The sequence below is a fragment of the Methylobacterium sp. 142-1Y genome, from assembly GCF_057747795.1.
This window is the reverse complement of the sequence record NZ_CM173224.1, coordinates 3,742,451-3,755,515: the sequence shown is the minus strand read 5'-3', so window position 1 is coordinate 3,755,515 and position 13,065 is coordinate 3,742,451. Positions and strand designations below refer to the sequence as shown.

At 69.5% G+C, this 13,065-nt stretch carries 14 protein-coding genes; 5 read left to right on the top strand and 9 right to left on the bottom strand.

Features of this window, described 5'->3' with window-relative positions; translation table 11 throughout:
• Positions 1–19: 19 nt before the first annotated feature.
• The 3 genes from AC3AOF_RS17150 to AC3AOF_RS17140 all read right to left on the bottom strand — a co-directional run bounded on the left by AC3AOF_RS17150 (position 20) and on the right by AC3AOF_RS17140 (position 1,967).
• Complete coding sequence (locus AC3AOF_RS17150; RefSeq protein ID WP_488345982.1) at positions 20–415, bottom strand: type II toxin-antitoxin system death-on-curing family toxin; 396 nt, start codon at positions 413–415, stop codon at positions 20–22.
• A complete protein-coding gene (locus AC3AOF_RS17145; RefSeq protein ID WP_488345981.1) occupies positions 405–1,082 on the bottom strand; it encodes a hypothetical protein in 678 nt (225 codons plus the stop codon). Before AC3AOF_RS17145 ends, AC3AOF_RS17150 begins: the two co-directional genes overlap by 11 nt.
• A 93-nt stretch (positions 1,083–1,175) precedes the next feature.
• On the bottom strand, positions 1,176–1,967 hold the full coding sequence (locus AC3AOF_RS17140; protein WP_488345980.1) for a glycosyltransferase family 2 protein: 792 nt from the start codon (positions 1,965–1,967) through the stop codon (positions 1,176–1,178).
• Between the two features lie 292 nt (positions 1,968–2,259).
• Here AC3AOF_RS17140 and AC3AOF_RS17135 point away from each other — a divergent pair, with 292 nt between their 5' ends.
• Positions 2,260–3,540 carry an alpha/beta hydrolase gene (locus AC3AOF_RS17135; protein WP_442919258.1) on the top strand — a complete coding sequence of 427 codons (1,281 nt, stop codon included), beginning with the start codon at positions 2,260–2,262 and terminating at the stop codon, positions 3,538–3,540.
• A 12-nt stretch (positions 3,541–3,552) separates the two neighbouring features.
• Here AC3AOF_RS17135 and AC3AOF_RS17130 read toward each other — a convergent pair whose 3' ends face one another.
• The gene (locus AC3AOF_RS17130; RefSeq protein ID WP_236989708.1) at positions 3,553–4,416 is read right to left on the bottom strand and encodes a LysR family transcriptional regulator; all 864 of its coding nucleotides are present in this window, start codon (positions 4,414–4,416) and stop codon (positions 3,553–3,555) included.
• Between the two features lie 200 nt (positions 4,417–4,616).
• On the opposite strand from AC3AOF_RS17130, the gene AC3AOF_RS17125 reads away from it, so the two are divergent.
• From AC3AOF_RS17125 to AC3AOF_RS17110, 4 genes are all read left to right on the top strand, one after another.
• Positions 4,617–5,228, top strand: a complete 612-nt coding sequence (locus AC3AOF_RS17125; protein WP_236989709.1) for a YceI family protein — start codon at positions 4,617–4,619, stop codon at positions 5,226–5,228.
• Positions 5,229–5,253: 25 nt separating this feature from the next.
• Complete coding sequence (locus AC3AOF_RS17120) at positions 5,254–5,859, top strand: cytochrome b (protein ID WP_236989710.1); 606 nt, start codon at positions 5,254–5,256, stop codon at positions 5,857–5,859.
• The gene (locus AC3AOF_RS17115; RefSeq protein WP_236989711.1) at positions 5,856–6,428 is read left to right on the top strand and encodes a YceI family protein; all 573 of its coding nucleotides are present in this window, start codon (positions 5,856–5,858) and stop codon (positions 6,426–6,428) included. Before AC3AOF_RS17120 ends, AC3AOF_RS17115 begins: the two co-directional genes overlap by 4 nt.
• A 280-nt stretch (positions 6,429–6,708) precedes the next feature.
• Entirely contained in the window at positions 6,709–7,635 is a 927-nt protein-coding gene (locus tag AC3AOF_RS17110; protein WP_488345979.1) for a bestrophin family protein, read from the top strand.
• Positions 7,636–7,697: 62 nt separating this feature from the next.
• Here the strand turns inward: AC3AOF_RS17110 and map are convergent, their stop codons facing one another.
• The 5 genes from map to AC3AOF_RS17085 form a co-directional block, all read right to left on the bottom strand.
• A complete protein-coding gene (gene map, locus AC3AOF_RS17105) occupies positions 7,698–8,453 on the bottom strand; it encodes a type I methionyl aminopeptidase (RefSeq protein ID WP_236989713.1) in 756 nt (251 codons plus the stop codon).
• Between the two features lie 531 nt (positions 8,454–8,984).
• A complete protein-coding gene (locus tag AC3AOF_RS17100) occupies positions 8,985–10,547 on the bottom strand; it encodes a cytochrome c (RefSeq protein WP_236989714.1) in 1,563 nt (520 codons plus the stop codon).
• 20 nt (positions 10,548–10,567) lie between these two features.
• The gene (locus AC3AOF_RS17095; protein WP_236989715.1) at positions 10,568–10,837 is read right to left on the bottom strand and encodes a hypothetical protein; all 270 of its coding nucleotides are present in this window, start codon (positions 10,835–10,837) and stop codon (positions 10,568–10,570) included.
• Positions 10,838–11,084: 247 nt separating this feature from the next.
• A complete protein-coding gene (locus tag AC3AOF_RS17090; protein ID WP_488345978.1) occupies positions 11,085–11,573 on the bottom strand; it encodes a TspO/MBR family protein in 489 nt (162 codons plus the stop codon).
• The gene (locus AC3AOF_RS17085) at positions 11,570–12,811 is read right to left on the bottom strand and encodes a geranylgeranyl diphosphate reductase (RefSeq protein WP_488345977.1); all 1,242 of its coding nucleotides are present in this window, start codon (positions 12,809–12,811) and stop codon (positions 11,570–11,572) included. Before AC3AOF_RS17085 ends, AC3AOF_RS17090 begins: the two co-directional genes overlap by 4 nt.
• Positions 12,812–13,065 lie beyond the last annotated feature (254 nt).

Genomic DNA, 13,065 nt, shown 5'->3' with positions numbered 1-13,065 from the left:
GCTGTTCGTCCCGTATGGATCAGAACCGCACTCGCCGTCGCAGCATGGCGACCAACTCCATCGGGGCGGCCTGCCGGAGAATCACGGCTTCGCAGAGGCGGCCGAGATCGTCGCTGTCATTCACCGCGTACTCGCCGCCGTTGCGTTCGATGAATTCCAAGGCGGCGAAGAACGCCGTGCGTTTGTTGCCTTGCTGGAAGCAGTGGTTCTGGCCGATGCCCTCCAGAAGGCGGACAGCCAGCACGATGCGGTCGTCCTCACCTTCGTACGCCCAGGCGTTGAGCGGCCGAGCGGCTGCGCTCTCCTGGCCGCCCCGATTCAGGACGTGGAAGGGCTCTGAGGTCTCGCTCAGGATTTCCTGGTTGATCGCTTCGATTTCATCCGCCGTGATCCAAATCGGAGGATCAGCGGGCAAGGTAGGCAGCCGTCTTCGGGAACTGCTTCAACCGGCGGGCGGTCCGCTCCCTGACGCCCTCGATATCGGCTGGCCGGCGAAGGGCATTCTCCATGTATCCGGCCTTCTCATTCTCCTCTCGCGAAGAGGCGGCCTCCAAGGCCTGAGATGCGATGAAGCCGTCCAGCCGCTCCTTGGCCACTCTAATCCGCATCAGAATTTTATCGTATGTCGCCGCTCGCGCCTTCGCCATCTGCTCGACGCGTTTGATCTCTTTGCGCATGAAGCGCCCGGTCTCGGCTGAGATCTGGCTGGATTGTTCTAAGAACGGCAAGACATTGCGTATGGTCTCATCGTCCATATCGGCATGGGCCTTGCGGTCGTCTCCCACTTTATCCAGTAGTTCGGCAAGATTGGCTGAAATAAATCGGATTTGATCAAGAGATTGCGAGCGACATGCGCTTTCGATCAACGTCGGAAGCTCGGCGATGCCTTGCAGGGCACCAGCACGCCAAGATGCGTAGACCCCGATCAGGGCGTTCGTTAAGGTGCGAACGTGTTCTTTCGCCTCATCAATTGAGGTATTGGAATTGAGCCTCGGCGCAAGGAAAACGGTCGTTGTGGCTCCCGGCTTGCTCCGCACTGCGCGCTGCGCAGCCTCAAAGGCCGACATGTCGAAGGCGGGCATGCCCATCGGAATCTCCTGATGGACGGAATGTAGTGCGCCGGTCGCTCATGGCGCAATCCGGCGCCTCGCCTCACCGAAGCTGGCCGCTATGAGTTAGCGCCCCCGCATCCCGCTCCGCCCGCCGATCCGGCGCTCGTAATGCTTGGCGACCCGCAGGTGGCGCGAGATCGCGTAGTTCATCGCCGTGAGGAAGCCGTAGGCGCCGCGCACGCAGTGGCGCCGGCCGATATAGGCCTTGAGGAAGTTGCCCGGCAGCTCGACGAACAGGCGCCAGGTCGGGATGACGACGCCGCGGGCTTCGAGGTCGTCGGCCTGCTGGTCGGAATAGCGGTTGAGCTTGTCGAGCTGGTCTCCGAGGGAGCGGACCGAGAAGTGGTGGATCACGCCCTCGAGCCGCCCGATTGTGGCGCTCGCGTCGAGGTCGACCCGGTCGTGGACCGGCGAGGGCGAGTAGCGGCCGCGGTCGCGCCGGTAGAGCCGCACCGGCCACAAGGTGTAGGCGAGGCGGTGCGGCCGCGTCTCGCCGGGAAACACCTCGGCGATGCCCAGCTCGTAGGCCGGATGCGGCGGCTCGCCGGCCGAGAACAGCCGCCGGATCTCGGCGGACAGCTCCGGCGGCACCACCTCGTCGGCATCGAGGTTCAGCATCCAGACGTGCCGGCACTGCTCCTCGGCGAAGCGCTTCTGCGGCCCGTAGCCGGGCCAGCCCCGTTCGATCACCCGCGCGCCCAAGGAGGCGGCGAGGGCCTGCGTGCCGTCGGTGGAGCCGGAATCGACCACGATCAGGTCGTCGGTCAGGTCGCGGACCGCCGCCAGCGTGGCGCCGATCCGGTCGGCCTCGTTGTGGGCGATGAGGAAGATCGAGAGGGGGAGGGGGGCGACCATGGACGACAGGCGAAAGGGAGGGCCGGCTCGACCGGGCGCCGGACCGTCATCCTTGAGCCTCTAGAGCATTGTTCGGGGTCCTGGAAACCGGCCCCGTCCGGGACGCAAGCGGGCGGGCGGGAGCGTGCCCTCGCGGCAACGGCCGCCGGAAGAAACGTGGTCCGGCCCCGCCGCCCCATTGGCGCCGCACCGATTTGGCTGATCCTTAAGGAGTGCCCGGGAGAATCGGGCACGACGAATCGCCGGCTGCCGCAAGGTTTGCCGGTCGGGCGCGGGTGGGGAGCGGGTCTTGGTGCAGGGGGCTCTCGTACGGAAAAGGTGCCTGGGGCTCCTCCTCGCCGCAACCATGCTCGGCGCCTGCGCGGGCGCGCCGAAGGGCGTGCTGGCGCCGGTGGCCGCCACGGTGCCGGGGGCCTCGCGCGTCGACATGCTGGTGGCGACCACCCGCAAGACCGCCGCCAATCCGGGCGAGATGTATTCGGGCGATCGCGGGCCGGCCCTGTCCTACGCCGACATCACGGTGTCGATCCCGCCGGATTCCGTGCGCCAGCCCGGCACGGTGCAGTGGCCCAAGGAGCTGCCCGGCAACCCCGCGACCGACTTCGTGACCCTGAAAGCCGAGACCCTGGACCGGCCGGAGGCGGCGGCCCGCCTGCGTCATACCGCACGTGCCGGCAAGCGCCACGTGCTGGTCTTCGTCCACGGCTTCAACAACCGCTTCGAGGACGCGGTCTACCGCTTCGCCCAGATCGTCCACGACACGAGGGCCGAGGTGGTGCCGGTGCTGTTCACCTGGCCGTCGCGCGGCAGCGTGCTCGCCTACGGCTACGACCGCGAGAGCACCAACTACTCGCGCAACGCGCTGGAAGGCGTGCTGCGCCGCCTCGCGCAGAATCCGGAGGTGGCCGAGATCACGGTGCTCGCCCATTCGATGGGCAACTGGCTGGTGCTCGAATCCTTGCGCCAGATGGCGATCCGCGACGGGCGCGTGGCGCCGAAGATCCGCGACGTGGTGCTGGCCGCTCCCGACGTCGACGTCGATCTGGCCCGCGAGGCGTTTCGCGACATGGGCCCGGGCCGGCCTCGATTGAGCCTGTTCGTGTCGCAGGACGACAACGCGCTCGCGGTCTCGCGCCTGGTCTGGGGCAGTTCCGGCGCGCGGCTCGGGGCCATCGACCCCTCGACCGAGCCCTACCGGACCGAACTCGCCCGCGAGAACATCGCGGTCCTCAACCTGACCGCCATGAAGGGGAGCGACGCCCTCAACCACGGCAAGTTCGCCGGCAGCCCGCAGCTCGTGGCGCTGCTCGGCAACCGCCTGGCACAGGGCCAGACCATCACCGATTCCCGCGTGGGCTTGAGCGACCGCATCGTCCAGATGACCGCGGGCGCCGCCGCCACGGTCGGCACCGCCGCCGGCCTCGCGGTCTCGGCCCCGGTCGCGGTCCTCGATCCTCAGAGCCGCGAGACCTATGGCGAGCACCTGCGCAACCTCGGCCAGGGCATCGGCGACACCGCCGAGGGCGCGGTCGATCTCGCCACCGCGCCGGCCCGGGCGCTCGGCGGGCGCTGACGGCCCGGGGCCTCACCCCGGCGCCGTCTCCTCCCGCCTCGCCGCGAGGCCGAGGCGGACATGGTCGCGAAACAGCCGCACCCGGGCCGGCAATTCGCGGCCGGCGAGGCTGACGGCGCGCAGCACGCCGCCACGGCTCGCCCAGTCCGGCAGTACCGGCACCAGCGCCCCGTCCTGGAGGGCCCGGGCCGCCACCAGGCTCGGGATGTGGCCGATGCCGGCGCCGGTCCGGGTCAGGCGCAGCACCGTGGCGTAGTCGGTGGCGCGGATCGCCGGCCGGGCGGTGATGTGGCCCTCGCGGCCCTGGGCGTCGGAGAGCCGCACCGGGGCCGAGCCTAGGCGCTCGCGCGACAGGATCAGGTCGTGATGGGCGAGGTCGTCGAGGTTGTCCGGGGCGCCGCGGGCGGCGAGGTAGGACGGCGCGGCGTAGAGGCCGATCATCAGGCTCGCCAGGACCGGTGCGCGGTAGCCGCCGTCCTGGCCCTCGCCGCTGCCCAGCCGCAACGCCAGGTCGATGCGGTTGGCGGCCAGGTCGAGCCGCGTATCGGTGATGAGCAGGTCGATCGTGACCTGCGGGTAGAGCACCCGGAAGCTCGCCACGAGGTCGGGCATCACCTCGATGCCGAAATCGATCGAGGTGGTGACCCGCAGGTGGCCGCGGGGCAGGGTGCGGGCGTCCCGCGCCGTCTCCCGCGCCTCGTCGAGGAGGGCGAGGCTCTCCTGCGCCTTGGCGTGGAAGGCCAGGCCCTCCACCGTCGGCGAGACCGCCCGCGGCGTGCGGGCGAGCAGGGTGACGCCGAGTTCCTGCTCCAGCCGCGAGATGCGGCGGCTGATGCTGCCCTTGGTCTCGCCGAGAATTTCCGCCGCCTGGGTCACGGTTCCGTGATCGACGACGGCACAAAAGGCCCTCACGTCGGAGAGGGAGCCCCGGAAGGTTTCCGAACCAGCAACCATGCGTCCCGGTTTAGCTGTCTTACGCCCGCGACGGAACCGGCTTAAGCCGGGCGCCGCAAAGACGGGTGCAGTGCGGGAGACCTGATCGCAGGCCCGCCGCCCCCGACACACGGAGTGTTCTCGTGAAGCTGTCCGTCCTCGCCCTCGGCCTCGCCGCCGGTCTCGCCCTCGCCGTGCCGGCCAGCGCCCAGGCGACCCGCGACCCCGCCCAGATCCAGGCGGGCTCCTACGTGGTCGACCCGAACCACACCCAGGCGCTGTTCACGGTCAACCATTTCGGCTTCTCGCCCTATACCGGCATCTTCTCGGACGTGTCGGGCACCCTCGACCTGCAGCCGGCCAAGCCCGCCGAGAGCAAGCTGAAGGTCTCCATCCCGGTGAAGTCGCTCTACGCGCCGAGCCAGCACCTCGTCGATTCGCTGAAGAGCGACAAGTGGCTCGATGCCGCCCAGTTCCCGGAGATGACCTTCACCTCGACCAAGGTGACCCCGGAGGGCAAGGACAAGGCCAAGGTCGTCGGCGACCTGACCCTGCACGGCGTGACCAAGCCCGTGACCCTCGAGGTGACGCTGGTCGGCGCCGGCGCCAACCCGATGAACAAGAAGCAGACCGTCGGCTTCGAGGCCAAGGGCACGCTCAAGCGCTCGGATTTCGGCGTGAAGACCTTCGTGCCGGCGGTCAGCGACGAGGTCCAGCTCACCCTCCACGGCGCCTTCGAGCGCAAGGACCAGTAAATCGAGAGCCGGAGGTCATCGGGTCATGCACATGGTCGCGACGCCCCGTCGCTACACCCTCGTGGCGATCGTGCTGCACTGGCTGATCGCCCTCGGCATCCTGGCCCTTCTGGGCCTGGGCCTCGCGATGACGCGGGGCTCGCTGCCGCCGATGGACCGCTTCGCGTTCTACCAGTGGCACAAATCCATCGGCCTCACCGTGCTGGTGCTGATGGCGTTGCGCGTCGTCTGGCGCCTGTTCCACGCGCCGCCGCCGCTGCCCGCGGCGATGCCGAAGGCCGAGCGGCGGGCGGCGGGTGCGGCGCATCTCGCGCTCTACGGCCTGCTGCTGGCCATGCCGCTCGTCGGCTGGGCGATGGTCTCTGCCTCGCCCTACAACATCCCGACGGTGCTCTACGGGGTGATCCCGTGGCCGCACCTGCCTGTCCTGCCCGAATTGCCGAACAAGGCGGCGGTCGAGGGCGTGCTGAAGCTCGTCCACAGCTACGGCGCCTGGCTGCTGATCGCCCTCCTCCTCCTGCATGTCGGCGCGGCCCTGCGCCATCACCTCGCGCTGCGCGACGACACCCTGTGGCGGATGCTGCCCCTGGTGCCGCGTCGGAGCGCGAAACCCGAGGTTTCCTCGCGATGAAACCCTTCCGCCTCGCCCTCGGCCTGACCGCCGCTCTCTTCGCCGCGCCTCTCGCCGCGCAGGCCGCCGACTGGACCGTCGACCAATCCAAGAGCCGCATCGGCTTCTCGGGCACCCAGGTCGGTGCGCCGTTCAAGGGCCGCTTCACCCGCTACGACGCGCAGATCAGCTTCGATCCGCAGAAGCCCGAGGCCGGCAAGGCGGTGGTGCTCATCGATCTCACCAGCGCCGAGACCGGCGACAAGCAGCGCGACGAGGCCCTGCCGCAGGCCGACTGGTTCAACGCCAGCAAGGACAAGCAGGCCCGCTTCGAGGCGACCCGCTTCGTCGCCAAGGGGGGCGACGCCTACGACGCGATCGGCACGCTGACGATCCGCGGCCTGCGCAAGGACGTGACCCTCCCGTTCACCCTCACGGTCTCGGGCGGCAGCGCCCACGCGGTCGGCCATCTCGACCTCGTGCGCACCGATTACGGCGTCGGCCAGGGCCCCTGGGCCAACGACTCGATGGTCGCCCTGCAGGTGGGGGTGGACATCGACGTGACGGCGAGCGCGAAGTCGGGCGGGTGAGCGACGGTTCGAGCCTCCGAACGTCTATCCCATTCGCGACCTCATCCTGAGGTGTGAGCGAAGCGAGCCTCGAAGGAGGGCTCCAGACATCTCAGGTCTATCTGGAGCCCTCCTTCGAGGCTCGCTTCGTGGGCACCTCAGGATGAGGTCACGGATTGGGATAGCGTCCAAAGTCTTCAGTGGCCGCAGGGATCGGATTGATCACTCGTCGATCCCGCTTGACCCCGGCCGCCCGCGAGCGGATGACCGCGCACCCGTTCCCGCCCGGATTGCGCCCCCGATGATCGTCCGTCCCCGCCCCGGCGCCCTCGCGATCCTGTTCGCGCTGCGCGGGTCGATCCTGCCGCAGATCGCCCCGCGGGTGGTCGCCATCACGGCGGTCGCCTGCCTGGTGGTGGCGACCGAGCAGGGCTGGGCGCGGACGCTCCCGCTCCATGCCGGGATCGGGCCGTTCACCCTGATCGGGCTTGCCCTGTCGATCTTCCTCAGCTTCCGCAACAACGCCTGCTACGACCGCTGGTGGGAGGCCCGGAAGGTCTGGGGCAGCCTGATCGTCGAGGCGCGCGGCCTCGCCCGCCTGCTCGGGGCCCTGCTGCCGGACGACGAGGCCGAGAACGCGGCCATGCGCCGGCGCTGCCTCATGCGGCTGGCCGGCTTCACCCACGCGCTCCACGCCCGCCTGCGCGGGCAGGACGCCGCGGCGGCGGCCGCTCCCCACCTGCCGGAGGCCGAGCGCGCACGCCTCCCGGCCTGCGCCAGCCCGGCCGACGCGGCCTTGGCCAACCTCGCCGCCGATCTCGGCGCGGCCCTCCGTCAGGGTCGTTTGAGCGACGTGTCGTTCGGGCTGATCGAGCAGAAGCTCGCCGGCCTGTCGGGGGTGCAGGCGGCCTGCGAGCGCATCCAGGGCACGCCGCTCCCGTTCGCCTACACGCTGCTCCTCTACCGCACCGCCTGGCTCTATTGCCTGCTCCTGCCCTTCGGGCTGGCCGAGTCCCTCGGCTGGGGCACGCCGGTGGCGACGGCCTTGGTCGCCTACACGTTCTTCGGCCTCGACACGCTCGGCGACGAGCTGGAGGAGCCGTTCGGCACGGCGGCCAACGACCTGCCCCTCGACGCGCTGCTGCAGGTCGTCGACGGGGTGGTGCAGGATGCGCTGGGCGAGCCGGTGCCGCCGCCGCTGAAGCCCGATCGCTACTGGCTCCGCTGAGTGCTGGCGCTTTTTTTCGCAGATTTTTTCGCAAAACCGGCGACCACTTTCGCGAAATCTGCTTACTGGCTCGGCATGGTGAGGACGAGCGGCCCGTTGCGGGTCGCCACCACGGTGTGCTCGTACTGGACCGTGAGCGCCTTCGGGCGGCTATAGAGCGTCCAGGGATCGTCGTCCCGGTTCTCGGCGAAATCGGCGCCGAGCGACAGGAACGGCTCGACGGTGAAGACCAGCCCGTCCGTCATGATCCGGCGCTCGGAGGCGTCTGGCCAGGTCGCGATCTCGGTCGGCTCCTCGTGCAGCGAGGCGCCGACGCCGTGGCTCGCGAGGTTGCGCACCAGGGTGTAGCCGTTCTTCTTGGCGAAGGCGCCGACCGCCCGGCCGATGCCGGCGAGCGGCTTGCCGGCCCCGACCTGGCGCAGGCCGGTCCACATCGCCCGGCGCCCGTCCCGGCACAGCCGCTCGACCGCCCGGGTCACCGGCGGCACCGCGAAGGAGGCGCCGGTATCGGAGAACCAGCCGTCCTTCTCGGCCGAGACGTCGATATTGACGAGGTCGCCCGCCGCGATGCGGCGCTCGCCCGGGATGCCGTGGGCGATCTCCTCGTTGACGCTGATGCAGGTCGCGCCGGGAAAGCCGTAGACGGTCTCCGGCGCCGAGCGGGCGCCTTCCCGCTCCAGGAAATCCCGCCCGATTCCATCGAGTTCGCGGGTGGTGATGCCGGGCTCGATCGCCCGGCCCATGATCTCCAGCGCGTCGGCGACGATGCGGCCGATTCGCCGCAAGCTCTCCAGTTCGTCGTCGCTCGACACCGTCATGCGTCATTCCCCGCGCGGCCGGACAACGGACCCGGACGGGCCCGCTTGTAGCCGTCGCGGCGGGAGGCGGCAAAGCCCTGCTCCTGTATGGCGGACGGGGTCCGCCCGATTGACGCAGGCGGGGCGCTTTCCTGTCACGCCGACGGAGCGGGGGTCCGTTCTACGTGTGATACCAACGGCCCGAGATGCTGACGCATCGATTCGATCTCGGGCAGGCCCGAGATCGACGGGGCCGTTGACCCATCTCGAATTCTCGACACCAAGCCAGAGGTTTGGCGAAAACTCGAGAACGGAACCAGAGGTCGTTTTCAACGACCGTCGGTATGAGATATGTACCGCAGTGAACTCTTTCGTCCCACGCGCGACCTCATCCTGAGGTGCGACCAAAGGGAGCCTCGAAGGAGGGCTCCAGAAATCACTGAGCTTCCTGGAGCCCTCCTTCGAGGTCGGTCGATCGAAGATCGACCAACACCTCAGGATGAGATTGCGGGTGGGATTGCGTGTCTGGACCGATCGACCGGAGTCTCCGATCTACTTCTCCGCCCGGTTCGGCGTCTTCAACTGCCCGTAGACCACGCCCGCGAAGGCGCCCAGCGTCGTCGGCCAGTCGAGCCCGGTGGCGTTGCGGTCGGCCACCTGGCAATAGGTGGCGGTCAGCCCGTTGACGAGATCGGCCGTGCTCATCTGCGGGGCGGCCTGGCGAACCGCCGGCAGCAGGGTGGCGATCCGGGGCAGCATCTGCTCGGCCTTCACGTCCTTGAGCTGGCCCGCCGCATCCGCGGTCTTCAGCGCCTCGGCCAGGGTCGGGTTCGAGACGGTCTCGCAGGGGGCGTTGCCGGCGAGCATCGTCTTGGTGTCGGCGCGCAACGTCGCCACCTGGCCGGGCTCGGCGGTCGGAGGGGCCTGGTTGCCGAAGGTCTGGCGGACGTAGTTCGTGACGTTGGCGATCTCCGCATCGGTCATCCCGACGCCCACCGCCGGCATTGCCGCGTATTCGCCCTTGGCGTCGAGGCCGCCGAGGATCACCCGGATCATCGTCTCGGGCCCCTTGGCCAGCACGGCGCCGTTGCCGGCCAGCGCCGGAATCGCCCCCGGCATGCCCTGGCCGTCCGGCCGGTGGCAGGCGACGCAGCGGTTGAGGTAGGTGTCGGCGCCCGGGGCCGCGGAGGCCTGCTTGAAGTCGGACTTCACGTCGGGCGTGTAGGTGGGCTTCGGCGCCAGCGTCTTGAGATAGGCGGCGATGGCGCGCACGTCGCCGTCGCTCATCTTGCTCAGGCTCTCCTCGATCACCTGCCGCATCGGCCCGGCGACCACGCCGGCGCGGCCCGGCGCGGCGCCGGTCTTGAGGTAGGTGAAGAGCTGGTCCTGGCTCCAGAGCCCTAAGCCCTCCTTGTCGTCGCCCGACAGGTTCGGGGCGTACCAGCCGTCGATCGTGCCGCCCTCGAGGTAGCCGCTCCATTGCGAGGCGCCGACGAGCTTGCTGCCGTTGTGGCAGGCGCCGCAATGGCCCGGTCCCTCGACCAGGTAGGCGCCGCGATTGACCTCGTCGCTCGCCTTCGGGTCGGGCTTGAAGCGCCCCTCGGTGAAGAAGGCCAGGCGCCAGGCGAGGAGCCCGTCGCGGATGCTGAACGGGAAGGCGATGTCGGCGGGTTTGCGCGGGGCGTGCACCGGCTCGAGGGAGAACAGGTAGGCCTTGATCGCCGCCACGTCCTCGTCGGTGATGCGGGTGTACCAGGGGAAGGGGAAGGCGGGGTAAAGGTAGCTGCCGTTCTTGGTGATGCCCTGGTGCATGGCGCGCTTGAAGTCGTCGTCGCTCCAGCTGCCGATGCCGGTTTCCTTGTCGGGGGTGATGTTCGGCGTCGCGAGCTTGCCGATGCCGCCCGGGAAGGTGATGTAGAGCCCGCCCGCATAGGGCTTGCCGCCCGGCGCGGTGTGGCAGGCGACGCAATCGCCGGCTGTCGCGAGGTAGCGGCCCTTCTCGACGAGGTCGGAGGAGGCTGCTTGCGCTTGCGCTGCGCTCGCCCCGAGGGCGAGCGCGCTGGCGCCGAGAACCAAGGTCGAAAGCGTGCGGCGGGTGACGGACGGGCGTCGCATAAGAGGCTTCCTCCGGAGGGTTATGGGGCGGCGGAGCGCAGCCGCAGCCAGAGATCGGCGACATGGGCCGCGCCCGCCCCGGCGAGGGACGCGGCGAGCCAGTATCCGGGCGCCCCGGCGAGCACGGCGCGCAGGGCCAGCATCAGGCAGGCGCCCGAGGCGAGGTTGATGAGAAGCGCTCCCCGCCCGGGCCCGCCCCGGCGGCGCCACAGGACGAGCAAGAGAGCCTCTGCCGCGACGATCAGCAGCGCGGCATCGACGATGTGGCTGCCGGCGAGGAGGTCAAGCACGCATCAATCCTCCTGACTGCCTCCGGGAGGTACAGTCGATCGGGGGAATCACCTTGGGAAACGTCGCGGTCGAAGACTTCAAATCTGGGACATAGGGCGGGGTTCGCCGAAATCGCCCCGCGGTTCACGATGTCGCATCCGCGTCGAACCGGTCTCGGGCAATCCGATTTTTCGCGATGCGAGAACTCGGTGCGATGACTGGCGCGGACGGACCTTCACCCGTGCGGCCGATGCTTTGCCGGATCGTTCAGAACGGCCCGTTGAGCCGCACGATCGACCAGTTGAGCGTCGCGGCGGTGCCGACCCAGACCAGATACGGCGCCAGAAGCAAGGCCCCGAGGCCGGAATGCCGCCCGACCACCACGATCAGCAACGCCACCGAGAGCCAGAGCGCCGCCACCTCGATCAGCGCCCAGTCCGGTCGCTGCAGGCGGAAGAACACGCCGCTCCAGGCGATGTTGAGGATCCCGTTCACCGCGAAGGCGGCAAGGAGCCAGGCCCGCTCGGGCCCCTCCGGCGCCGCGTTCCAGGCCAGCACGCCGGCAATGGCGGTCAGCGTGAAGATCGTGGTCCAGACCGGGCCGAACGCCCAGTCGGGCGGCTTCCAGGACGGGACCTGCAGGCTCCGGTACCAGGGCCCGAGCGTGGTCAGCCACGCGCCCGCTCCCGCCACCACGATGGCCGAGACGGCCGCCACCAGGATCGGGCCCCAGCGTCCCCCGAGCGCGTCGATCACGGCGAGACCCAGCGGAAGAGGTGGGCGAGATCCTTGAAGAAGATCCGCGCATGGGCCGCGGGTTTGGCCCGCACCAGTTCCTTGTTCATGTAGGCGTCCCAGGTGAGCGACTGCACGTCGGGGTCGCGGCAGATGCTGACGAAGCGCTCGCGCAGTGAATCGTTGCGGTACCAGACGCCCTGCATCAGCCGCAGGATCCAGAACACCCGTCCATGCGCCTTGAGGAAGCGGCGCCGCGCCGCGCCCAAGGCGCGGGGGTTGCCGGTCGCCAGGAAGTCGTGGGCCGCCTCGGCCGCGAGCCGCCCGCCGAACATGGCGTAGTAGATGCCCTCGCCCGAGGCCGGGGCGACGAGGCCGGCGGCGTCGCCGGTGAGCAGCACGTCGCGGCCGTTGTCGAAGCGCGAGAGGGGTTTCAGCGGCAGCGGCGCGCCCTCGCGCCGGATCGTCTCGCCGCGGTCGAGCCCGGTCGCGGCGCGAAGCCGCCCCACCGCGCCGCGCAGCGAGAACCCTTTTCGGGCGCTGCCGGTGCCGATGCTCAGCGTGTCGCCGTGCGGGAAGATCCAGGCGTAGAAGTCCGGCGAGAGCACGCCCTGGTAATAGACGTCGCAGCGTGTCGCATCGACTGCACTCGATCTTTGGTTTTGTCGCATTTCCTTCGACGAACCGGTATCCACTTCGTCGGAAAATGCTCCGTTCGACGGCGTGCGCACGATCTCGTGGTAGGCGAAGACCTGCCGCATCCGGGCATGCGCCGGGATCTCCTGGCGCCCGACCGCCGAATTGGCGCCGTCGGCCCCGATGACGAGGCGGGTGCGGATCGTCGCCTCGTCGCCTTTCGCATCCCGGTAATGCAGCGTCACCGGGCCGTCCCCGGCGCGGCTGAGGCGCAGGTACGTGCCTGTCATCCGCTCGGCACCGGCGAGCGCGGCGCGCACGCGCAGCCACTCGTCGAAGGGCCCGCGATCGACCATGCCGACGAAGCCCTCGCCGACCGGCATGTCCACCGCCCGGTCCCGCGGCGAGACCATCCGGGCGGAACGGATCTTGGCCACTAGCAGCTCGTCGGGGATGGCGAAGTCGCGGATCAGGCGGGGCGGGATCGCGCCGCCGCAGGGCTTGATGCGCCCGGCCCGGTCGAGCAGCACGACCCGGCGCCCGAGTCGCGCCAGATCGGTCGCCGCCGTCGCCCCGGCCGGTCCCCCTCCCACCACCACCGCGTCGACGATTGGCTCGTCCATGGCCGTGCCTCCGGGTCGTCCGGGCCGGGTTCGGCGACCGGATTCCTCTAAGCAGACTTCGCCGAAGCGGTGACCGGTTCGGCGCGAAAAATCAGCGACGAAACAAGAACCTGAGCGGGCGAAGCGTTGGTCGGCCAACGCAAGTCTGCTTAGGATGCGTTCGCGTCCGTCGTGAGTTCATCCCACCCACGACCTCATCCTGAGGTGTGAGCGAAGCGAGCCTCGAAGGAGGGCTCCAGAAGTCTCCGAGCCAA

Excerpts from the sequence above, each read along its gene's own strand:
- AC3AOF_RS17145 (WP_488345981.1), bottom strand. The coding sequence starts at position 1,082 with ATGCCCGCCTTCGACATGTCGGCCTTTGAGGCTGCGCAGCGCGCAGTG.
- AC3AOF_RS17140 (WP_488345980.1), bottom strand. The coding sequence starts at position 1,967 with ATGGTCGCCCCCCTCCCCCTCTCGATCTTCCTCATCGCCCACAACGAG.
- AC3AOF_RS17120 (WP_236989710.1), top strand. The coding sequence starts at position 5,254 with ATGCACATGGTCGCGACGCCCCGTCGCTACACCCTCGTGGCGATCGTG.
- AC3AOF_RS17115 (WP_236989711.1), top strand. The coding sequence starts at position 5,856 with ATGAAACCCTTCCGCCTCGCCCTCGGCCTGACCGCCGCTCTCTTCGCC.
- AC3AOF_RS17110 (WP_488345979.1), top strand. The coding sequence starts at position 6,709 with ATGATCGTCCGTCCCCGCCCCGGCGCCCTCGCGATCCTGTTCGCGCTG.
- map (WP_236989713.1), bottom strand. The coding sequence starts at position 8,453 with ATGACGGTGTCGAGCGACGACGAACTGGAGAGCTTGCGGCGAATCGGC.
- AC3AOF_RS17100 (WP_236989714.1), bottom strand. The coding sequence starts at position 10,547 with ATGCGACGCCCGTCCGTCACCCGCCGCACGCTTTCGACCTTGGTTCTC.
- AC3AOF_RS17085 (WP_488345977.1), bottom strand. The coding sequence starts at position 12,811 with ATGGACGAGCCAATCGTCGACGCGGTGGTGGTGGGAGGGGGACCGGCC.